Raw genomic sequence first — 20,412 nt, 5'->3', positions numbered from 1 at the left:
CCATGGAGCTGATTGAAAACACATCCTGCTTTGGTGGGAAAAACGCAGTTTACAAGCATCCTTCAGATGCTTGTAATTGCGAGATGACTTTTGGCATCTACTTACCACCGCAAGGGCTTTGTTGCACAAATGCTTTGAGGGATTCACTGTTTGAAATTAGCGTGGTAGCCGGGGCGTATGAGCAGTTGGTCCCCGACGAAGTACAAGACCAGGAACTGGCCTTCGTACAACACGGCGTTGAAGCAGCGCGGGTCACTGTCGATCTGGTTTGATCCTGAGATGGCATGGCATCCACCGGCAACTGGCAAGCCAGGCCGTCAGCCCGAGTTCAGCGACGGCGCAATTCAAGTTTGCCTCACGATGAAGGTGCTTTTTGGGATGCCCCTCCGACAGACCACGGGGTTTGTCGAAAGCCTCTTGCGACTGGCGGGCCTCGACTGGAGAGTGCCGGACTTCAGCACTCTGTGTCGGCGTCAGAAGACGTTGGAAGTCTCCATCCCTTGTCGTGGCGGAACGGGGTCGCTCCACCTGCTGATTGACGCGACCGGGATCAAAGCAGAGGGCGAAGGTGAGTGGAATGCCCGCAAACATGGTGGCACCAAGAAACGTCTTTGGCGCAAGCTCCACCTCGGTATGGATGAGCAAACACTGGAGATCCGTGCCGTCGAAATCACGACGAGCGACGTCGGCCCCTCTCGGCAGATTTCTTTCAGAAATCGCCTGCCGGGCAGTGGATGCCCCAATGCTGCCTGACCTTCTGGAACAGATCCCGCCCGATCAGGAGATCGCCACCGTCACCGCTGATGGTGCGTATGATACGCGCAAATGTCACGATGTGATTGCCGCCCGAGGGGCCGCCGCCATCATCCCACCGCGCAAAAATGCCCGACCGTGGAAACCCGACACCACGGGTGCCGTCGCGCGGAACGAAGCGCTACGAGCCTGCAAATATCTTGGGCGAGCGCTGTGGCGGCGGCTGACAGGATAGCACCGCCGAAGCCGCGCAGAGACAAAGATGAACTGCGTCAAACTGCTTGGCCAAGGCCTCATGGCCCGAGATTTCGACCGACAGGTCGCGGAAATCCAAGTCCGTGTCGCGGTGCTCAACCGCTACACCGCTCTTGGCATACCTGTCACTGAAGCCGTAGGCTAAGTCCGTCCGGGCAAAGGGGAAGTGCGTTCACGCCGCGATTTGTGCAACAAAGCCCGTCAAGATCATGCGCCGTCGTCTTCTGTGCACACTCCAGTTTCGCAGAACTGGGAGCGATCTAGCGCATGTTGCGCCCGCCATCCAGATGAAGGGCCAGTATCCGCAAACAACATCTCGTTGGATGCGCCACGGAGATGGCTATTTCCCGTGTTTGCGTTCAAAAAGCTCCTTGAAGAGTGCTTCGGAGCGGCGCAGGCCCTCTTCGGTCAGTACCACCGACTTCGCCTTCCCAACCGGGTCCAGGATCAGCCCTTTGTGATGCAGGCGGTCGAGCGCGTCCCAGTCAAACCCCTTCCAGGCGCGGCGCTCGCCGTGCAGCGTCAGCCAGAGCAGCGCCAGGACCGCATCATCCACCTTGTCCTCTTCTATCTTCATGACCACACCGGACGCCATCGGGGCCGCGCCCGTCAAGCCCGATCAGGCGAGAACAGAGTGCTGCCAGTCCGCGTACAATCGTGACCCCTTGCGGTTCAGATCTCCTGATCGCATCAGGGCTTATTGCTATCGATCCAGCGGGTCATCATCTTGCGATCGCGAAAGCACTCATCCGGAACATCGCGGCGTTTGATCCGGGCAATACGCTCGGCAAAAGCCACTTGTTTTGAGCTCGGGCGCGTGTCGTGCATGCGGGGCGCGGCAAGCTGGGCATCAATCCACGCACTGATGAGCTTTCGGTCCTGCTGAATCTCCCAAGGTAAGATGATATTCTGTTGCTCTGCAATCCGGCGGGCATAGGCGATCTGTTTATGTGTGGCCGGCAGAGCGGTGGATGTGTCGGAATTGGCATGATCGAGCATGGGATTTCCCCTTTGGCAGCGTTGGCTCAAACTAGAACAAATGGGGATCAAAAGCAAGGATGTTGTGTACTATTTCCCACTTGACACCACATCTGGTTCTCATTGTTGAAAGGAAGAGGGGGTTCTTTGTCAGAACGATCCTGGCTGGGGTATTGAGGTGAATCTGGAAAGGACAAGCCCTATGCAAACTACGTTCGTCCACTCGATGATGGGCGGATCTACCTATTCAGGGGCGGGGCAGATTCTGTTGGAGCACCAGACCGGACAGTCCTACCTTTTCCGGGTGAACGCTATCGCAGATGCTCTTTCCATCACGCAGTTGGCCTCAGACCTGGGGGTCGAGAGTCGCTTCCCATCCAGCAGCGATCGGGTTTCTTCGTCCCGCCGCCAACAGTCCGATGCTATGATCTAGAAATCGTTACATGAGGTTGGGGTCGTCCTTCAATGGGATGACTTCCTGTCATCGGGGTTGTGCACTTTCAGGCGGCTGCGACCAAAAACAAACACCAGCACAAGGATTGTTGGCACCAGAATGACTGCAATCAGTGATAGGTGATGAAGGGCTTTTGGCAGCAAAGAAATGTGTTGTCCGAACTGATAAGCAAGCGTCGACCAGAATGAGACCCAAAGAGCAGACCCGAGCACGTTGGCAATAAAGAAGTTTGGCCAGGGCATGTTTACTGAGCCAGCAACCAAACCATTGAGTTGCCTCAGCAATACGAAAAATCGCGCACAGACCACAGCATAGGCACCGTATTTCTCTGTTGCGCGTTCTGCAGCTTGATATTTGGCCTCCGAGATCCCGAAGCGGCCACCATAGACCAAGATGAGTGCACGGCCATACCGTCGCCCAATCAGGTAAGCGACATTGTCGCCAGCTACGGCCGCAAGGCCGGCGACCGCGGCAACCGCAAAGATGTTAAAAGATCCATCGGTCGCAATCGCTGCAGTTGCAACGAGAGCGCTTTCACCGGGTAGCGGTAGCCCGAATGTTTCAAGGAAAAGCGTCACAAACAGTACAATGAGGCCGTAGCTCTCAATCAGGTTTGCGAAGTGTTCTGGAAGGTGATGCATCTTGAAAACCGACCCTACTGCAACGCCAGTCGAAGGGAAATCCGATCTTGTCCGGCGCTCTTCCTGCGGCTTTTTTAGCATTCGACATAGCGCTTGTGCAGGGTGGTCCAGAGCATCCCGGCGTTAGATCGTACAGACTGATGGGATCCACATCAGGACTGAGCCGGTTAGCTTGCCGAGCGCGATAAGAACGCAGAAAGTAATAGGGGGATCGATCGGTAATTGATCGATCCCCTCTAAGCGTGAGGTCCGAAGAGGGGGCTGTCGAACCTCATGTCCCAAGTGGTAAACGGACGGTTAATGCCCCGCTATTGGGGGATTCCCGTAAGAACGAAAAGATTCTGGCTTTGGGCCCTTCGCATATTGCTCTTGTTTGAAAACTCGTGGCGACAGAACATCGCTAACCCATTGCCAAACAATGATGTTTTGAGAGGATGTTCAAAGCAGCTTCGCCGATGGATGGGCAACGGGTCCAGAAATTAATCGCTGTTGCTGACGCCACGTGTCTGCCGGCCACCGCCCTGAACGCAAATTTGGGTTACAATAGCCCACAAAGGGTTGGATTGTTCTTTCGCCAGCTCAAGCGAACATATGTCGATCCGATCAACACTAAACACCAAAAACCTTCAAAATCTCCAGCCTACAAAGCCATTCGAGGCCAAATCGATGTTTGTGGCAAAAACAGGCCAGAAAGTTAACTTGCAACGATTCTGGCCCACTCCTAACGCTAGTGTCCAGCCACTGTCCGAGCCTTGTGTGAGTTGGGGGGTGCGTCGGTTGTGGTCAGGGCCGGTGGGTGTGTGTTTGCCCCCAGCCCGCCTATTTCCACTTCATGCCACCTGACCTGCCCCCCGAGGCTCCCTCATTCATAACGAGAGTCTGCGGGTCTGGTTTTCATATTCTTCGTCGTCTGTTTGAGCAAGCGCATCGGGCGCGGAGCCCTCAAGTTGCTCATGCGTCCGGCACGCTTCTGCTGGGGTCTGGTTCCCGAGCGATGAGTGCGGCCTGACGTTGTTGTAGTCGTATCGCCAAAGGGCCAGCTTGCGCCTTGCATCGTCCAGGCTGTTGAACATCTCCTCGTTCAGGAGTTCATCGCGCAGACTGCCGTTGAAGCTTTCAATGAAGGCGTTCTGCTGGGGTTTGCCCGGGTCGATGTAGTGCCATTTCGGGATTTGAAGTTGGGCTGGATCAGCTTCCCCCTGCGCTTTGTTGCCACCGGATCACAATGTTTGTCCAACGCACCGAAGCTTTCCTCAAACTCGGCGGAATTCCTCGATTGATGCAACAAGTCCTATCTGAGACTGGCAGAGTTTGTCTGGCAGCACCCATCGGACAAACCGCAACGATAGTCATGCAATCAAGGCGCGCGACCCTCTGCAACATTTTTGCCAACCTGATAGCAATGTAGCGAGCAAGGAAAGTGCCTGATTAGCACTCCGTCAATCTCGCTTTCGGCTGTAATCGTCTTTGTTGTTGCTCCGGCCGGGATGCCGGTGTCAAAGTTACGCTTGGCAAATTCGATGAGTCCGCGCAGCTCACCCGGTTGATCGGCTGCATATCTGTCTGACCATTTGATTTCATAGGCCCACTTGGGTTTGAGACGCGCCCGATCGACGCGGACAAGATCAACTTCCAGATCTGACCTGCCCTTTCTCCAGCGCGCATAATGCAGGTTCTTCATCAGGTCTGAATGGAACCACTGCGAAAAAATCGCTGTTTCCGCCATCGCGCCCATGGCATCATCTCCGTCCGAGATTTGTGCAAATAGGGGCTTTGTTGCACAAATCGCGGCGTGAACGCACTTCCCCTTTGCCCGGACGGACTTAGCCTACGGCTTCAGTGACAGGTATGCCAAGAGCGGTGTAGCGGTTGAGCACCGCGACACGGACTTGGATTTCCGCGACCTGTCGGTCGAAATCTCGGGCCATGAGGCCTTGGCCAAGCAGTTTGACGCAGTTCATCTTTGTCTCTGCGCGGCTTCAGCGGTGAAATCCTGTCAGCCGCCGCCACAGCGCTCGCCCAAGATATTTGCAGGCTCGTAGCGCTTCGTTCCGCGCGACAGCACCCGCGGTGTCGGGTTTCCACGGTCGGGCATTTTTGCGCGGTGGGATGATGGCGGCGGCCCCTCGGGCGGCAATCACATCGTGACATTTGCGCGTATCATACGCACCATCAGCGGTGACGGTAGCGATCTCCTGATCGGGCGGGATCTGTTCCAGAAGGTCAGGCAGCATTGGGGCATCCACTGCCCGGCAGGCGATTTCTGAAAGAAATCTGCCGAGAGGGGCCGACGTCGCTCGTCGTGATTTCGACGGCACGGATCTCCAGTGTTTGCTCATCCATACCGAGGTGGAGCTTGCGCCAAAGACGTTTCTTGGTGCCACCATGTTTGCGGGCATTCCACTCACCTTCGCCCTCTGCTTTGATCCCGGTCGCGTCAATCAGCAGGTGGAGCGACCCCGTTCCGCCACGACAAGGGATGGAGACTTCCAACGTCTTCTGGTCTGTCGGAGGGGCATCCCAAAAAGCACCTTCATCGTGAGGCAAACTTGAATTGCGGCGTCGCTGAACTCGGGCTGACGGCCTGGCTTGCCAGTTGCCGGTGGATGCCATGCCATCTCAGGATCAAACCAGATCGACAGTGAACCGCGCTGCTTCAACGCCGTGTTGTACGAAGGCCAGTTCCTGGTCTTGTACTTCGTCGGGGACCAACTGCTCATACGCCCCGGCTACCACGCTGGATTCAAACAGTGAATCCCTCAAAGCATTTGTGCAACAAAGCCAGTATGAATGTCTTATTCATTTTCAAGCCTCTTTGTCCAAAAGCAACTATTCGGGCCCCCATGATACGCGAAAATTTCGCTTCTCAATCCAATTCATCTGCCCTACTTGTGGCACGCCTTGCACATTCAGCCGAATGAGAAACTGCCTACAGCACATATCGAGCACTGTCTCTCGCCGCGCTCTACGATAAAGCCGGAAACACTTCGGTACACACAAGACCAATACGGCCTGTTGGCGCGAAACAAACAGGCAAGAACGATCAACAGCAAATTCTCTCAGTTTGGTTGTGAACCGGAATCCGACCAAAACTACCGTTCTGGGTACGGACCTTGGAAGCTGACGTTGACACAGACGTAGCGAATGCCTGTAGTGTCCTGCAACACGTAAGTTCCTGCGCCGTGCGGCGAATGGTCGGTTCAAAATACGGCGCTGTTAACCAGTTTGAATGGCTGCTTTGGTGAAACATGCTGCACTGCCATACGGTCATCGCCGCGGTTGCGGGCAAATGCTGCGTTAGCAATAGCTGCGACAGCACAAGTCCGGTTTGTCCGCACGGCAGCCACTGGCTCCATTGTCGGATTATCGTGCCCGCGCTTAGCATAACTCGCTAGCTGTCGCACTACGCCCTGACTAAGCCGCCAATTTGATAGTCTATTGGGCGACTTCGCAACGCACGGGTTAATTGGGGTATTTCGCTAGTGTTCTGAAACTAATGCGTTCGGAGGGGTTCCTAAGTCGAGGAGGGAGAGGCTTGGAGCTAGTTCGCGCAGCAGTTTTCGCTTCATTGCGCGATCGTAGTCGTCATAGCCGTAGGTGACTTCCACAAAGGCCAAAGGCCCACGGATCACTTCGGATAGGTAATAGACGACTGGATCAGGGCGGGCGCCCGCGACCACCAAACCATTGATGGTGACCCCCTTTGCGGCGACGGCGTCCGAGATCGGGTTGACCTCTGGACCTGCATTCGAAATGCCATCGCCCGACACATCAATCACCTGTCGGCGACAGGGATATTCGAGCTGGTGGAACATCAGATCGGCATGCAGCAGGGCCTCCGAGACCGAGGTCTCGGCATGCCAGAAGCCACGATCGATCTCGATCAGATCTTCAACGAATTCTATGACGCTTTGCCGTTTCCAGAGGCGGCGCCAAGCGATCGGCTGGCGCTGCTGACCGGCGCCACCCCATTGGGTTACGGTCACTTTCATACCCCCAGGCATCCAGGCAATCAAATCGGTGACTTCGACATCTAGGAGTGCCTGGCCGATCCCGTTTCGCATCAGCACATACTCGAATTTGTCAACCGAGCGCGACACGTCGAGGGCAATGACCAGCGCAAGCTCGCAAGCGCGGGAACCCGCAGGAGTGAGCGCGAGGAGGAGCGATAGAACCAGAGCTTTCACGGGAGGGAAGCATAGCTCCACTCTCGGTGATCGGCAATTCAATTCATAGTAATCGCTTTCGCCTTCCAAGATTCATCTGTGTCAGGCAGCGTTTTGATGATCCTACGTAAACACTTGGACTATCTCAGAGTCCGACGGAAAGAAGCAGACATTGAAACTGTTTACGCGAACGGCTGCAAAGTCCGCCTCTCGGAAATTGCAAAGCTAGCTTTTGAAGGTCCACTTTGGGCAACCACCAGCCTATCATGATCACTGCTGAGAACTGCAGCACCGAGCCCAAGGCCGTCCTTGCTTGACCGGTTAGCATCGCTAACGAAGCATTTCCTTCGGCGGCCTAAATAACCTAGTCAGGAGTTCCCGTTTGCGGCTTCCGGGTGAAACTCGAATGCTAAAAAGTTCAAAAAAGGGATGTGTCGCAAAATTTTGGTCTGGATTGACGAGCCTGCAGCTTCCGAAGTTTGTTGTCCGCGTATTGTTTTCCATCAGGTTTCAGCATGATTTCCTTGAAAGGCTGCCATTTTCCCAAGGATGCGGTTCTATACGCTTTGTACTTCTACCTGCGGTACACGGTTTCCTATCGTGATTTGGAAGAGATCATGGCCGAACGCGGTGTTCACGTTGACCACGCGACTCTCAACAGGTTGGTTGTGAAGTATTCGCCGATGATTGCAGCGAGAGCGCAATCGAAGAAGCGCCCAACGCTGAGTTCCTGGCGCATGGACGAGACATATGTTCGTGTTCGCAGCAAATGGATGTACTTCTACCGGGCAGTCGACAAAGCTGGAAATACTCTTGATTTCATGCTGTCTGAGCGGAGGAACCGTCCGGTAGCCGCCAGGTTCTTTGCCAAAGCGCTGTCTTCTAACGGAATTCCAGGCAAGATCGTTATCGACAAAAGTGGAGCCAACGCGGCAGGCATCCGAGAAGTGAACAAAATCCTTACTCGGTTTGGCTGCCCAGCCAAAATCCAAACAGTCAGGTCCAAGTATTTGAACAACATGATCGAACAGGATCACCGGTTCATCAAGCGTCGCATCCGGCACATGTGTGGGTTCAAATCGTTCAGATCCGCCTCGGCCACTTTGGACGGCATCGAGGTCGCCAACATGATCCGGAAGCGGCAATTCGCCAGCACTACGACGTCTGGTTTTCGACTATTTTCCGAGATCGCAGGATAGCTGCGTCAAGTAAGACGCTAACTCCGACCGTCCCAAAAGTTTGCGACACATCCCAGCCGCGTGTCTCAGGCGCGCTTCGGCAGTTTTTTGGCGACGGCCGGTGATGTTTTCCGGACTCGTGCCGACAAAAGCGATCAGGCGCGCCGAAACCCCGTGCGCCTGATCATTGACTTACATAAAAAACAGGAAATCAGACTCAGTAAGCTCACTCACGTTTTCGATCGTAATGATGAAATCTGAACTGCCCCAAATTGGTTCAAGATAATCGTCCGCCAGAAATCCGGCTGTCTTGAAGTCAATCACCAGATCGCCGCCCGAATAGCTAACCCCAATGTCATCGCCGTTCACCACACCATCCGGCATGTTGGCAACCGGACCGCCGCCCGTATCGAGGTTGTCAAACGACAGATTCTCGCCACCAGGGCCATTGAATTCGAGCAACGCGATTTGGTCACCCGGCCCAAAGCCGCTGATGACATCGCTGCCAAAGCCATCTGCGTCTTCGACGGGGCTGGTCGATATATTGCTGATATCGAAGATGAACACGTCATCAGACCCACTTCCGCCGTGCATGGTGTCATCACCGCTGCCGCCCTCCAGATGGTTCCAGCCGTCTTCGAAACCGACGTTGCCAACACCTTCGTTCGCAACGGTTTGTGGTGAGGCAAAGGCCCACATGACGTCGTCGCCGTCTCCGCCGCGTAGATCATCATTGTCGCCGCCACCTTCCAGCGTGTCCTCGCCGGTGCCGCCTTCCAACGTATCAGAATCCCGACCACCCATCAGGTGGTCATCACCGATACCACCATCAAGCGTATCTGATCCGTCCTCGCCGCGCAGCACGTCGTTGCCGGAATCGCCGTTCAGTTCGTCCTGATCCTCGCCGCCACGCAGGTTGTCGTTGCCGCTGCCGCCGTTGACGGTGTCGTTGCCGTTCTGACCATTGACTTGATCATTGTTGGATCCACCGTCGATTTCATCGTTACCAGAACCGCCAAGGATATAATCACGACCGCTGCCACCGTTGATTTCATCATTGCCGCTGCCGCCTAGAATGGCATCGTTGCCACTGCCGCCCGAAATCGTGTCGGAGCTGGAGCCGCCATCAATGGTGTCTGACCCCGAGCCGCCAGAAATTTCGTCTGCGCCGCTGCCACCGATGATGCCGTCATTGCCATTGCCGCCTGACAGTTCATCGTTACCGCGACCACCATTCAGGAAGTCATTGCCCCAGCCGCCATCAAGCGTGTCCTGCCCGTTGCCGATACCGCCATGCAGAATGTCGTTGCCGGTATTGCCGATCAGCAGGTCGTGGCTTGAGCCGCCATTCATCGTATCATTGCCGGACCCACCGTTCAGCGTGTCGCGGCCACTTAGCCCTGACATAACGTCATTACCGGACCCACCCGACAGGAAATCATTCCCGCCACCGCCGTTCAGCTGGTCATTGTTGGCTCCGCCATAGAGCCTGTCAGCACCACTGCCGCCAAATATGCTGTCTTGGCCTCCATCACCGTACAGCCGATCATTTCCACCCTCACCAAAGATGCGATCGTTACCCGAACCTCCGCGGATCGTGTCGTTGTAGGTCAGAGCGCCAATGACGACAGGCACGAAGTCCAGTGGAGAGGCTGCCGTATCAAAGCTGGCTCTGACAGGTTGGCGGGCTGAAGCCGTGGCGAATTCGAAATCCCCCGGCCCGGGCGGGATCGATCCGCCAGTCCTGTCGCCATAAAGCAGATCATCGCCCCTCCCGCCACTAATTTCGTCAGACCCTGAACCGCCATAAACGGTATCGTTGCGGCGGCCCGCCTCAATCGTATCATTGCCCCCAAGGCCCCGAATGTAGTCTGAAAAAATAGTGCCCGGCAGATCATCGGCAAAGTTTGTACCTGTAATATTCATCGTTCTCTCCAATCGCTGTTTAGAAATTTGCACTCATTCCGACACGATGGCCGGTAATAAGTGCAGGCTAGGCAAACCAAGCGTGGAGGTGTTGTTGAGTTTTTGTAGAGTCTTGGCGCAACGGACGGATCAGCGTTTGCCCGCCCTGTCTTTTTCCCGGTTTTCCTGTTGGATGGATACCCATTTACAGGCGTTTCAGACAAATTCCGCCAAGCGCAGCCAAGAGACTTTAGCTATGAGCCAATGGTCATTTTATCCGGACGGCAACCTGCTGGTTGGTGAGGCCGGTTCACGCCAATTGACGCCCAAGGCAGCGGCTGTTCTGACCTGGGTAGTGTCGCAAACTCCGTCGTGAGGCGAGGTGGGGGCTTCAGGCTGTGAGATCCCGCGCTATGTCATGCCTTGCGTAACGAACACCCCGATGGATCCGACGAATCCGACTCTAGTGCACCCGTGGTGATCGCAGTGAGCAGTCCGGCGAGGTAAGAGCCGATGTCCAGTGACCCACTTGTGGTTCCATCGGGATCGAGGAATTGCTGGAGGATGTTGAGGTCACGGGTGGGCTGTGTGCTTGGATCGGGAATTCCCCGCTGGACGTCTTCCTTGGGTGGCAGCGGGATACCGATGGTTCGACTCACATCCTGGGCGAGCATCTTGGCGACCATACCGGCGAGCGTTCGTCCATCAAAAGGAATCGCGTCCCTGGGTTCACCCAGCCGGTCTGCGATCAACCGGATTCGGAAGTTGCGAATGGCCGGTGAGATGTGGTCTTCGACGGTATCGTCAAAAAGGGCTTTGTTGCACAAATGGGTGAGGGATTCACTGTTTGAATCCAGCGTGATAGCTGGTGGGTATAAGCAGTTGGTCCCCCACGAAGTACAAGACCAGGAACTGGCCTTCGTACAACACGGCGCTGAAGCAGCGCGGTTCCCTATCGATCTGGTTTGATCCTGATATGGAATGGCGTCCGCTCGCAACCGGCAAGCGCGGCCATCAACCAGAGTACAGCGATGCTGCGATCCAGGTTTGTCTCACACTGAAGGTGCTGTTTGGGATGCCCCTTCGACAGACGACAGGGTTCGTCGAAAGCTTGTTGCGGCTGGCAGGGCTCGACTGGAAGGCGCCAGACTTCAGTACCCTTTGCCGTCGCCAAAAGACGTTGAACGTCTCCATCCCATACCGTGGTGGAACTGGGCCGTTGCATCTGCTGATTGAAGCGACTTGGATCAAAGCTGAGGGTGAAGGAGAATGGAACGCACGCAAGCATGGCGGGAGCAAGAAACGCCTGTGGCGTAAGCTTCACCTCGGTATGGACGAGGAAACACTGGAGATCCGCGCGGTTGGTGTCACGACAAGCAACGTCGGCCCCTCTCGGCAGATTTCTTTCAGAAATCGCCTGCCGGGCAGTGGATGCCCCAATGCTGCCCGACCTGCTGGGCCAGATCCCACCCGACCAAAAGATTGCCACCGTCACCGCTGATGGGGCCTACAACACGCGAAGATGTCACAATGTGATTGCCGCTCGGGGAGCCACTGCTATCATCCCGCCGCGCAAAAATGCCCAACTATGGAAACCAACCTCAGCGGGCGCTGTCGCGCGAAACGAAGCCGTAAGAGCCTGCAAATATCTCGGACGGGCATTGTGGCGAAAGTTGACCGGATATCACCGACGAAGCCGCGCAGAGACAAAGATGAACTGCGTCAAACTGCTTGGCCAAGGCCTCATGGCCCGAGACTTCGATCGGCAGGTCCCCGAACTTCAGGTTCGGATCGCGGTGCTCAATCGCTACACAGCTCTTGGCATACCCGTCACAGAGCCCGTAGGATAAGTCCGTCTGGGGAAAGGGGAAGTGCGTTAAAATCCCGAATTGTGCAACAAAGCCCAAAGAACACCACACATCTTGCCGAACTTATCCGCGGGACCGAGATTGATCTGTCGTCTGACGACCTCGCGTAGATCGAAACGGTTCTTCCCGTCGGCTGGGCCCATGGTGATCGCTACAGTTTTGCGCAATGGGAAGGCCCTGAGAGATATTGCTGACCACAATCGCCGAGTTTTCGGAGAGGGTCCAAGTCAAAGTGTGGCGATCTCGTGAACGCCTTAGATCCAACTTGGCCCTTGAACGATGTCCCCAAGCGATGAGAGTGCGAATAGCATATCGATGATTGGCAAATTGGGTGTGGCTGGCCATGTGAGCTAGCGCCGGGGGAGTTAGAAGCTGAACAGTCCAACTAAGGAAAGACTATCCCCTAAGGAACGCGTTTGCCTGCACAGCCACGTCAAGCGGCCCGAACCAAGGCGCGTGTGCATCGCCCGGAAGAAGGTGCAACCGCGCATCTGGAATGGTGCGCGCCAACCATTGTCCATGATCGACCGGGACTGCTCGATCATCCTGGCGATGCAATACAAGGCTTGGAACGCGGACCTTGCTTGCGTCAGACTTCGCGTTGACCATCCAACTCAACTGAAGCATTGCAGCGGCCTGTTCCGGTTTAGCCGCAGCGCGTTGTTGCGCCGCAAAACGATGCCTGGCTTCGGCATCGGCCGAGGGAACGAATATATCTGCGAGTGCGCGAGACCCCACCCCCCAATGTTGCCGGATCAGCCCGAGGAGCATGGCTTGGGATTCTGGCGGCGCGAGATCCTCGCCTGAACCGTAAGCGCCATAGAAACAGATGCGCTCTAGGTTGTCCGGATGCCTAACGGCATAGCGAATTGCGACGGCACCCGCAGCAGAGATGGCAAAAAGTATGACCGGCTCAGAACCAAAAGCCGCTACCATATCCTCAAGCAGTGCTACTTCGTCTTCCAGTGATTCATTTGGCGGCGCGTCCCGACTAAGGCCAGACGCAGGACGATCAAAGCGCAATATGCGCACCCCTTTGCCCAATGTAAGATAGAATTCTCTGATGTCCGGATGATCATGCCATAGATCGGAGGCTGTCACCCAAAATGGGGGAAGTATGACAAGCGGGCCCTCACCGTGAATTGCATACCCGATGGAACGGCCCTTCCGATCTGTGACATAGCCGATCTCGGGCGCACTCGCTTCACCCATCTGCGCAGGTTCTTCTGTGTGGGCCCCGCTCCCGTGCGATGCAATCGGCGCGGTCGACGGCTTATCAGGATTGCGCAATAGCTCGACTGGCTCAACAGAACCGTCAAAACGGTATCCGACCCTTGGCAACGTGCGGATAAATCGCTGGGCGCGACCGTCATCGCCGATGGCTTTCCTTGCGGATTTGATACGGCTGGTAATCGCATCGTCAGAAATCGCGCGCCCATCCCATATCTGATCGACCAACTCGTCCTTGGTAACGGTTCGCCCCTCCGACTGAACCAGAAAAGCCAACAGGTCGAACACCTGCGGTTCGACATGCTGTTCAACCTCATCGCGCAAAAGCGTCCGGCGGTCGAGATTCAATTCGCAGTCTGAAAACCGTAAAATCACCGTTGTGCCACCTCATACCTTTTTTAGTCGGTCGCGCATGAGCTGCAAATTGCGCGTCTCACACTAGATTATCCAGCGTTTCTCCATTGTTTCTCCAGAGCCCCGCCAAGTACACAATGCCAAATCCGCACATGGTTTCCACGGCAACATCTCCGAAGGAAACCAAACCATGTCACTATATAGTAAGCATATTCTTCCGCGGATTGTCGATTGCGGCTGTGGGGGGCGAGCATTTGAAAAACAGCGGCGGCGCATCGTGCCCAAAGCGCGAGGGGTCGTGCTTGATCTTGGTATCGGCACAGGCCTGAACATACCGCTTTACGATGAATCCCGTGTCATTAAAATCATCGGCTTGGACCCGTGCGAGAACAGTCTCGGCATGGCAAGAAAGGTGGCCAGCGATTCAGGTATTCCCGTCGAATTCCTCCAAGGGGTGGGAGAGGACATCCAGCTTGACGGCGGAAGTATCGACACGGTTGTTCTGACCTACACGCTGTGCACGGTTCGCGACATTGACGCAGTGCTGAGCGAAGTCCGTCGGGTATTGCGGCCAGACGGTGAAGTCCTGTTCTGCGAACACGTCAGTGCGCCGCGCCGCTGGATCTCGCGACTTCAAAATATCTGCAATCGACCCTGGTCTCTTCTTTTTGGTGGCTGTCAACTCGACCGGCGTGCAGCCACGGCCCTCCGCCGCGCAAAGTTTCGTGTTGATGCCCAAACTGCCCGGCTCCAAGGCGCGCCCATTCCTATCGCATGGCAAACAACCGGTTATGCCCGGCCTCTTAGGCAGGGTGAACTCCCAGACCGCTGCCCAACGGGTCCGGATCTCAATCTTTCAGTTTAACCACCTTTCAGGAGCCAATCTTATGACTGCATACACATCAACCGACGACTTTCCGTGCATAGATCGCGGAGAAGGATCACCCATTCTCTTCATTCATGGAGCGGCTTGTGATCATCGGATATGGGAACCACACGTCGACCATTTCGCGAAACGCCATCGCTGTATCGCCCCGACACTGCGCTGGTTCGGGCAGATGCATTGGCGATCAGACTCTTCGGAGTTCGGCGAAAAAGCCCATTCGGACGATCTTGCCGCCATCATCGAAGGGCTGGGCTGCGGTCCTGTATCCGTTGTCGGCTGGTCTTATGGCGCCAACGTCGCGTTGCGGCTGACCGTCGATAGGCCGGACCTCGTCTCGCGCGTCGTTGCATATGAGCCAAGCTCAACCAGCCTTGTCTGCGATGCAACAGCAATCGAGATACATCACACAAGCATGCGCGAGACGTTTTTTCCTGTCACCGACGCCGCTTCCAAAGGAGACTGGCTCGGCGTTCTGACCGCATTCATAGACGCGGTAGGCGGTCGTGGTACGTTCGAAAAGCTAACGCCGGACTTCCGCCTGATTTGCCTGGAGAATGCGCATACGCTGATCCCTCTTCTAAACTCCAAACATCGTTTCGCCTCTATCTCCGTTGGTGAATTGGAGGTTCTATCGATGCCGGTTCATGTAGCTTGGGGAGAGCGATCCGGGAAGGTTTGGACGATCCCCAGCGAATCTGCCGCGGGACTCGCAAACATTTGCGGTCATAAAATTTCGGATGCTGATCACATTTGGCCAGTCAAGGACCCCTCCAATTTCTTGTTATGGCTCGATAGCATTATCGGCCCTGATTCAACCGGTACTGTGGGCTGCTCCCCAACTCACCTGTCGGGTGCGCTTTATCAGGAGGTGAGCCAAATTACAGGCGTCGCCAAAAGGTTCTCATGGATCTGATCCTTGTTGGGGCGTTGTGTCATTTGCCTAGCCTGAAAGGTGAAGCACGACGTTCCAATACAGTTCTTGGAAACTGAAATTGGTATTTTGACCCGGCTTAAAAAGGCCCGCTGGTTGCTCGAAACGCGAGTTCGTGACAGCATCAATTTCGCTAGTGCAGCGAATGGCGACAATGCGGGCTGCGAGCGCGGCATCTCGGTTAGCTATTGGATGTCTGGTAAGGGCCGCGTTTACCAGAAAGACAGCATTTAGTTTGAGCGCTTAACGCACTGGCTTCAGGTCCTGGTGTTGAATGATGTGTGTACTGCCGCATTTATTCAGCCCTCGATAGATGGCATCGACAACAACTCGCGCGCTCTCCGTTATGGCATGCCGATGAGGATACACAAGAAAGATATCTTTTGGTTCAATTGTGTAGTCCGCCAGCATGGTTTCTAATGACCCGTTCTCAACGAAGTCATTCGCCAGGACGCGTGGCAGTCGAGCATATCCCAAACCATCCACCAACGCGTTCATCAGATGCGAAGGAGTATCCACGATCAGCTTGGTCACCAATTCGATCTCTGCCTCCTGACCGTTTTTGCGCACGGTATGAAAGCCATAAACACGATGATCGGCGTATTGAATAAATGCATGTTGGCCCATCTCAGAGTGATGCTTAGGACGGCCAATCCGATCCAAATACGACGGTGCCGCGACCAGAACAGTTTCAAACTGACCAATCTTGCGTACAATCGCATCGGCGGCCCCGATGTCGCCAGTCCTCAGCGCCAAATCATATCCTTCTCTGACCACGTCGACGAGGCGGTCTTCGACTTTGAGTGTCAGGTTCATGTCTGGATAGGCTGCATGAAGCTCCTGTAACGCATCTCCTACTGGGTTTTCCCCCATTACCTTGCTGATACTGATGCGCAATTCTCCACCAGCGGTAGTAGCCAGCGTGGAAATATCGGCGCGCATCCGCTGGTGTGTCGCGACCATGTCAGAGGCGTGTCTTGCAACGATGCTACCCGCGCGAGTCGCCATTGCGCCGGATGTTGTGCGCTGCAGCAAGGGGGTGCCGAAATCCGCTTCGAGAGCGGCCATTTGTTGGCTTATCGCTGGTTGGCTGACATTGCGGGCTCGCGCCGCAGCGCTCAAAGAGCCTTGATCCAAGACCTCAAGGAAACTTTCCAGATATCCCAAGCGATCCATTTTACCCTCAAAGTGTTGCTTATGCCCGTCATAAGGTGCGGCGCGCTGGTTTCTAATATTTCGGGCCAATATATCTGCCTTCTGATCAAGAAGACAACAGCAACTATAGGAAACCCTTATGAGGCTCACACGTAGAAATCTTTTGACAATGGCTGGTACGACCGCATTGGCAACGCCATTTTTGACAAAACCCACCTTGCTGGAGGCCGCTGACGGCGGTGTCGTGGCTGGGAACTTGTTGTCCTTTTCAAAGCGGCGTGTCGGCGATGTGGAAGTTTTTGGTCTGTTGGACGGCACAATCGATGTTGGACCAGATTTGATTGTTGGGTTTGATCAGGATGCTGCTGATCAAGCGCTCAAACGCCAACATTTGCCGCCATTCGACGGGACGCGACCCCTACCTGTTCTGGGCCATGTCATCGACACAGGTAGCCAAAAGATTGCCATCGACACCGGAACGTTACCGGGGTTCTCGCCGAATACTGGTGGGTATCATGAAGCCTTAACACAGGCGGGCATCGACCCAGCTGATATCGATACTGTTTTGATAACCCACTTGCACCCTGATCATGTTGGTGGCCTGACGGCTGACAATGAGCGCTTGTTCCCCAATGCAGAGATTCTTGTGAGCAGGACCGAGTGGGATTTTTGGTATGGGGCGGCAGCGGATGCGCTGCCAGAACAAGTTCAACCGTTTGTGCAAATTGCGCGCAACGCGACCTCGCCCTACTTGGAACAAGTGGTTCTCTTTGAACACGAAGAGGAAGTGCTGCCTGGGATCCAAGCTATTTCAATGCCAGGCCACACACCGGGCCATGCTGGTTTCCAGTTGCACAGCGGTGGCGACAACCTGCTGTTTTGGGGCGATTTGATCCATCTTCCAAGGTTGCAATTTGACAATCCCGACTGGCTTGTCGCCTTTGATATGGATCCTGCTCAAACTGCTTCTACACGTGCGACAATGCTGGATAGAGCTGCGGCAGATGGCTTGCAGGTTACCGGAGCACATCTCGAATTCCCCGGCTTTGGTTACGTCGAAAAATTAGCTGGAAGGTATGAATTTGTGCCATCAGCTTACGATTATTCATAAGAATTCATCCGCCAATTTGACAATTCAAAGTGGCGGATGAGAGAAGTTTCGGGCTTGAAAATGAACGGCAGCAATGCGAAATGCTGCGCCGCAGCGCAGAAGGTGACGGCGAAAGGCGGTAATGGGCCGTTTGACACCTGGACTATGACGCATTGCGATGCCGATGGAGCAAGAGCCATCCAACCCATCCGCAGCACAACCACACCCGCCGCATCACGCCGTCAACATACGCTTACTTAATCGGGTTCTCGTCAACTTAAGTGACGCGGGCCAGAAACCTAGACCGCAAAGCCGATCAGTTTCCGGTGTTGTTTTTCGATTTCCCAGCACTTCTTGAGATGGTCGATGCAGATCCGCGCCTCGGCAAGAAGTTTCTGGTATTGCTTTTTGCCCCTCTCGCCAATTTTTAGAAGATCGTCGTCGCGCATCGTTTTGAAGTTGCGCTCGAACTCTTGCTTGATGTCGTCGAGGATCATGTTCTCTGCTTCGTAACTGACATAAGCTTTGTCGGTCGCCGAATAGACTTTCAGAGCTTTGTCCGCGAATGCGTTAACCTCGGGGTTTTCGTGCCCGTAGCAGTCGCTCTGGATCTCTTGCATGCGCTCCTTGACCGCCTCTAGACGTCTTAGGTTCCGTTTGAAGACGGGGTAGTATTTCGGCACTGGCCAGACTACGCGGCTACGTTTGCCGATGGCGCTTTTGGTTTCGGATTCGATCCGACCGACATTGATGATATGGCCATAGAAGACGGCGGAGTTGTCGCTGAAGACGCCCAACTTTTTCTTCGCCTGTGCGACCAGCGCCTCGCGTTTACGTACCTCCGAGAACGGAAGCTGGTCGAATTTATGCTCCGCAAAACCGATATCCGACAACGGATCGACCACGCCGGCATAGACCTTGTCGAGTGTCTTTCCGGCCTTCTGCATCTCTTCTTTGAGCTTGGTGATGCTATAGGCCTTGTGTTTGGACGCCAGAGCAATGGTGGCTTTGACGATCTTGCGGGCGTTTACATAGTGCTTGTCCACCTCGCGCCGGTCCGTCAGGACATCATCCAGTGGCCAGTTTCGCGTCTTGCCGGCCAGGCCAAGCGCAGTGAGCGTCTTTTCGCAGGCGACGCCGGATCGTTTCAGCCGGGATTTCTTCTGGAAAGTTTTCACCGCGGTCTCGGTCTTGTCTCCGAACTTGCCATCGGTTTTGAGCTTGGGGCGCGCTCCGGCCTTGTTGAGCGCGCCCTGCAGTTCCTTGACCTGCGTGCCTTTGGCACCTTTCTTCTGGGTTTTCATCTCATGCCCTCCAACAGGCGTCGCGCCGAATTCGGTGTTTGCCAAGGATGGCGCGGTGCTGGCGTATATAGAGGCGGCACAGGTTCAGAACCGGGGCACTGAACCCGCCCCCGGGGGCGATTGACATGCCGCTGCTGCTGTCATGTGGAAACGACATGCCCGGAACCCGGGACGGGGAAATACGATATTTACTCATTTTTGGTCTCCTGAGTCAGGCGCGTCTGCGCCGACTTCGCCCGGTGACCCTTTGGCCGCGAAAGGCAGAGCTGGGGAGCCGGACTTGTGTGATTTGAACCGAGTGTCAGACGGGGTCGGCGACGGGATGCTGCGCGGCCTTGCAGACATGCTCGACATGGCGATGATCGGTGCCGCAGCAGCCGCCGATGACGGTCAAGTTGGGCAGAAGCCCCGCTAGCTCGTGATGAAGCTGGCCAAATTCCTGCGGGTTTCCGTCATCCAGCTCCTCGGCCTCGTCCAGCTCGGCATGCGACAGGCGCGAGGCGTTTGCGCGCAAGCCCATGATCCGCTTGGTCCAGTCGCCGCCTTGTTCCAGGACGGACCGGAAATGGTCGGGATGGGCGCAGTTGATCATGAAATAGGCCGCAGCGCTGTTGGTGGCGATATCGACCTGTTCGATGGCGGAACCCAAGGCCTGACCCGAAGGCAGGCGGCCGTCGGTTTCGACCGTGAACGAGATCACCACCGGAATGCCGACAGACTTTGCGGCCCGCACGATGCCGATGGCTTCTTCGGCATAGGTCATGGTGATGGCCGAAATCATGTCGGCACCCAGTTGTGCGAACCAACCCGCCTGGGTCTGGTGGTAGGCCTCGGCTTCGGTCTCGGTCAGCATCTCGGTCGGGGCATAGCCATCGCTGTGCGGGCCAATCACGCCGTTGATCACAAACGGAGACTCGGGCGTTTCATGATCGTCGCGCATCTTGACAAGCGTTGCGACAACCTCTCGATGCACCTCCTTGAGCTGTGCGCGATCGACCCCCAGTTCAGCGGCCCAACGCGGGCTGGCACGCCAGGTCGGTGTGTCCATCACAAAACCCCGGCGGTTGCGCACCGCAAGTTCGGCAAACCTGCGCATGTAGCGGTTGATGGCCTCGACGCCGTCCTGACTGTCCAGCGCCTTGAAGGCCGCAAATAGCGGCAGGTCGATCCCGTCGTGAAAGACCAAGGTGGTTTCGAGCCCGCCATCGGCCAGCATCTGTGTACCGTTCAGTTGAGGCAGCGCGTTACGATATTTCATTGCTAT

The 20,412-nt window shown here is 55.6% G+C and carries 17 protein-coding genes and 4 pseudogenes; 7 read left to right on the top strand and 14 right to left on the bottom strand.

Annotated elements, in window-relative coordinates; all coding sequences use genetic code 11:
• Nucleotides 1-2 precede the first annotated feature (2 nt).
• Together AB1E33_RS17055 and AB1E33_RS17050 are read left to right on the top strand one after the other, a co-directional pair.
• The gene (locus AB1E33_RS17055) at nucleotides 3-272 is read left to right on the top strand and encodes a hypothetical protein (protein WP_372578649.1); all 270 of its coding nucleotides are present in this window, start codon (nucleotides 3-5) and stop codon (nucleotides 270-272) included.
• Nucleotides 178-1,153 (top strand): annotated as a pseudogene (locus AB1E33_RS17050) (IS5 family transposase). Before AB1E33_RS17055 ends, AB1E33_RS17050 begins: the two are co-directional and overlap by 95 nt.
• A gap of 195 nt (nucleotides 1,154-1,348) precedes the next feature.
• On the opposite strand, the gene AB1E33_RS17045 reads toward AB1E33_RS17050, so the two are convergent.
• The 7 genes and pseudogenes from AB1E33_RS17045 to AB1E33_RS17015 all read right to left on the bottom strand — a co-directional run bounded on the left by AB1E33_RS17045 (nucleotide 1,349) and on the right by AB1E33_RS17015 (nucleotide 7,268).
• Nucleotides 1,349-1,585: a DUF6429 family protein gene (locus AB1E33_RS17045; RefSeq protein WP_372578476.1), complete on the bottom strand. Its 237-nt coding sequence runs from the start codon at nucleotides 1,583-1,585 to the stop codon at nucleotides 1,349-1,351.
• A gap of 113 nt (nucleotides 1,586-1,698) precedes the next feature.
• Nucleotides 1,699-2,007: a hypothetical protein gene (locus AB1E33_RS17040; protein WP_372578475.1), complete on the bottom strand. Its 309-nt coding sequence runs from the start codon at nucleotides 2,005-2,007 to the stop codon at nucleotides 1,699-1,701.
• A 441-nt stretch (nucleotides 2,008-2,448) separates the two neighbouring features.
• Nucleotides 2,449-3,162 carry a DedA family protein gene (locus AB1E33_RS17035; RefSeq protein ID WP_372578474.1) on the bottom strand — a complete coding sequence of 238 codons (714 nt, stop codon included), beginning with the start codon at nucleotides 3,160-3,162 and terminating at the stop codon, nucleotides 2,449-2,451.
• 785 nt (nucleotides 3,163-3,947) lie between these two features.
• Nucleotides 3,948-4,244: pseudogene (locus AB1E33_RS17030) on the bottom strand (integrase core domain-containing protein); the annotation flags it as partial.
• Nucleotides 4,245-4,438: 194 nt separating this feature from the next.
• Entirely contained in the window at nucleotides 4,439-4,816 is a 378-nt protein-coding gene (locus AB1E33_RS17025) for a hypothetical protein (RefSeq protein WP_372578473.1), read from the bottom strand.
• A gap of 88 nt (nucleotides 4,817-4,904) precedes the next feature.
• Nucleotides 4,905-5,801, bottom strand: a pseudogene (locus AB1E33_RS17020) (IS5 family transposase).
• A 759-nt stretch (nucleotides 5,802-6,560) separates the two neighbouring features.
• On the bottom strand, nucleotides 6,561-7,268 hold the full coding sequence (locus tag AB1E33_RS17015) for a DUF1194 domain-containing protein (RefSeq protein ID WP_372578472.1): 708 nt from the start codon (nucleotides 7,266-7,268) through the stop codon (nucleotides 6,561-6,563).
• Between the two features lie 494 nt (nucleotides 7,269-7,762).
• Between AB1E33_RS17015 and AB1E33_RS17010 the strand changes: the two genes are divergently transcribed.
• On the top strand, nucleotides 7,763-8,446 hold the full coding sequence (locus tag AB1E33_RS17010; protein ID WP_372578641.1) for an IS6 family transposase: 684 nt from the start codon (nucleotides 7,763-7,765) through the stop codon (nucleotides 8,444-8,446).
• 171 nt (nucleotides 8,447-8,617) lie between these two features.
• On the opposite strand, the gene AB1E33_RS17005 is transcribed toward AB1E33_RS17010, so the two are convergent.
• Nucleotides 8,618-10,351 (bottom strand): calcium-binding protein, encoded by a 1,734-nt coding sequence (locus AB1E33_RS17005; RefSeq protein ID WP_372578471.1) that lies wholly within the window; start codon nucleotides 10,349-10,351, stop codon nucleotides 8,618-8,620.
• Between the two features lie 395 nt (nucleotides 10,352-10,746).
• On the bottom strand, nucleotides 10,747-11,157 hold the full coding sequence (locus tag AB1E33_RS17000) for a hypothetical protein (protein WP_372578470.1): 411 nt from the start codon (nucleotides 11,155-11,157) through the stop codon (nucleotides 10,747-10,749).
• A 47-nt stretch (nucleotides 11,158-11,204) separates the two neighbouring features.
• Between AB1E33_RS17000 and AB1E33_RS16995 the strand changes: the two are divergent.
• Nucleotides 11,205-12,180 (top strand): annotated as a pseudogene (locus tag AB1E33_RS16995) (IS5 family transposase).
• Between the two features lie 414 nt (nucleotides 12,181-12,594).
• Here the strand turns inward: AB1E33_RS16995 and AB1E33_RS16990 are convergent.
• Nucleotides 12,595-13,803: an alpha/beta hydrolase gene (locus tag AB1E33_RS16990; RefSeq protein ID WP_372578469.1), complete on the bottom strand. Its 1,209-nt coding sequence runs from the start codon at nucleotides 13,801-13,803 to the stop codon at nucleotides 12,595-12,597.
• A gap of 169 nt (nucleotides 13,804-13,972) precedes the next feature.
• Here AB1E33_RS16990 and AB1E33_RS16985 point away from each other — a divergent pair, with 169 nt between their 5' ends.
• Both AB1E33_RS16985 and AB1E33_RS16980 read left to right on the top strand, forming a co-directional pair.
• Nucleotides 13,973-14,647, top strand: coding sequence for a class I SAM-dependent methyltransferase (locus tag AB1E33_RS16985; RefSeq protein WP_372578468.1), 675 nt, complete (start codon nucleotides 13,973-13,975; stop codon nucleotides 14,645-14,647).
• Nucleotides 14,648-14,669: 22 nt separating this feature from the next.
• Nucleotides 14,670-15,581 (top strand): alpha/beta fold hydrolase, encoded by a 912-nt coding sequence (locus AB1E33_RS16980; protein WP_372578467.1) that lies wholly within the window; start codon nucleotides 14,670-14,672, stop codon nucleotides 15,579-15,581.
• Nucleotides 15,582-15,842: 261 nt separating this feature from the next.
• On the opposite strand, the gene AB1E33_RS16975 is transcribed toward AB1E33_RS16980, so the two are convergent.
• Nucleotides 15,843-16,844: a LysR family transcriptional regulator gene (locus tag AB1E33_RS16975; protein ID WP_372578466.1), complete on the bottom strand. Its 1,002-nt coding sequence runs from the start codon at nucleotides 16,842-16,844 to the stop codon at nucleotides 15,843-15,845.
• Between the two features lie 49 nt (nucleotides 16,845-16,893).
• Between AB1E33_RS16975 and AB1E33_RS16970 the strand changes: the two genes are divergently transcribed.
• A complete protein-coding gene (locus AB1E33_RS16970; protein WP_372578465.1) occupies nucleotides 16,894-17,865 on the top strand; it encodes an MBL fold metallo-hydrolase in 972 nt (323 codons plus the stop codon).
• A gap of 278 nt (nucleotides 17,866-18,143) precedes the next feature.
• Here AB1E33_RS16970 and AB1E33_RS16965 read toward each other — a convergent pair whose 3' ends face one another.
• The 3 genes from AB1E33_RS16965 to AB1E33_RS16955 all read right to left on the bottom strand — a co-directional run bounded on the left by AB1E33_RS16965 (nucleotide 18,144) and on the right by AB1E33_RS16955 (nucleotide 20,406).
• Nucleotides 18,144-19,148: a peptidoglycan-binding domain-containing protein gene (locus AB1E33_RS16965; protein ID WP_372578464.1), complete on the bottom strand. Its 1,005-nt coding sequence runs from the start codon at nucleotides 19,146-19,148 to the stop codon at nucleotides 18,144-18,146.
• 1 nt (nucleotide 19,149) lies between these two features.
• Nucleotides 19,150-19,344 (bottom strand): hypothetical protein, encoded by a 195-nt coding sequence (locus tag AB1E33_RS16960; RefSeq protein WP_372578463.1) that lies wholly within the window; start codon nucleotides 19,342-19,344, stop codon nucleotides 19,150-19,152.
• Between the two features lie 105 nt (nucleotides 19,345-19,449).
• The gene (locus AB1E33_RS16955) at nucleotides 19,450-20,406 is read right to left on the bottom strand and encodes a homocysteine S-methyltransferase family protein (RefSeq protein WP_372578462.1); all 957 of its coding nucleotides are present in this window, start codon (nucleotides 20,404-20,406) and stop codon (nucleotides 19,450-19,452) included.
• Nucleotides 20,407-20,412 lie beyond the last annotated feature (6 nt).

This window comes from Ruegeria hyattellae (assembly GCF_041537925.1).
GTDB lineage: Bacteria > Pseudomonadota > Alphaproteobacteria > Rhodobacterales > Rhodobacteraceae > Ruegeria_C.
This window is presented reverse-complemented; position numbering and strand designations above follow the sequence as displayed.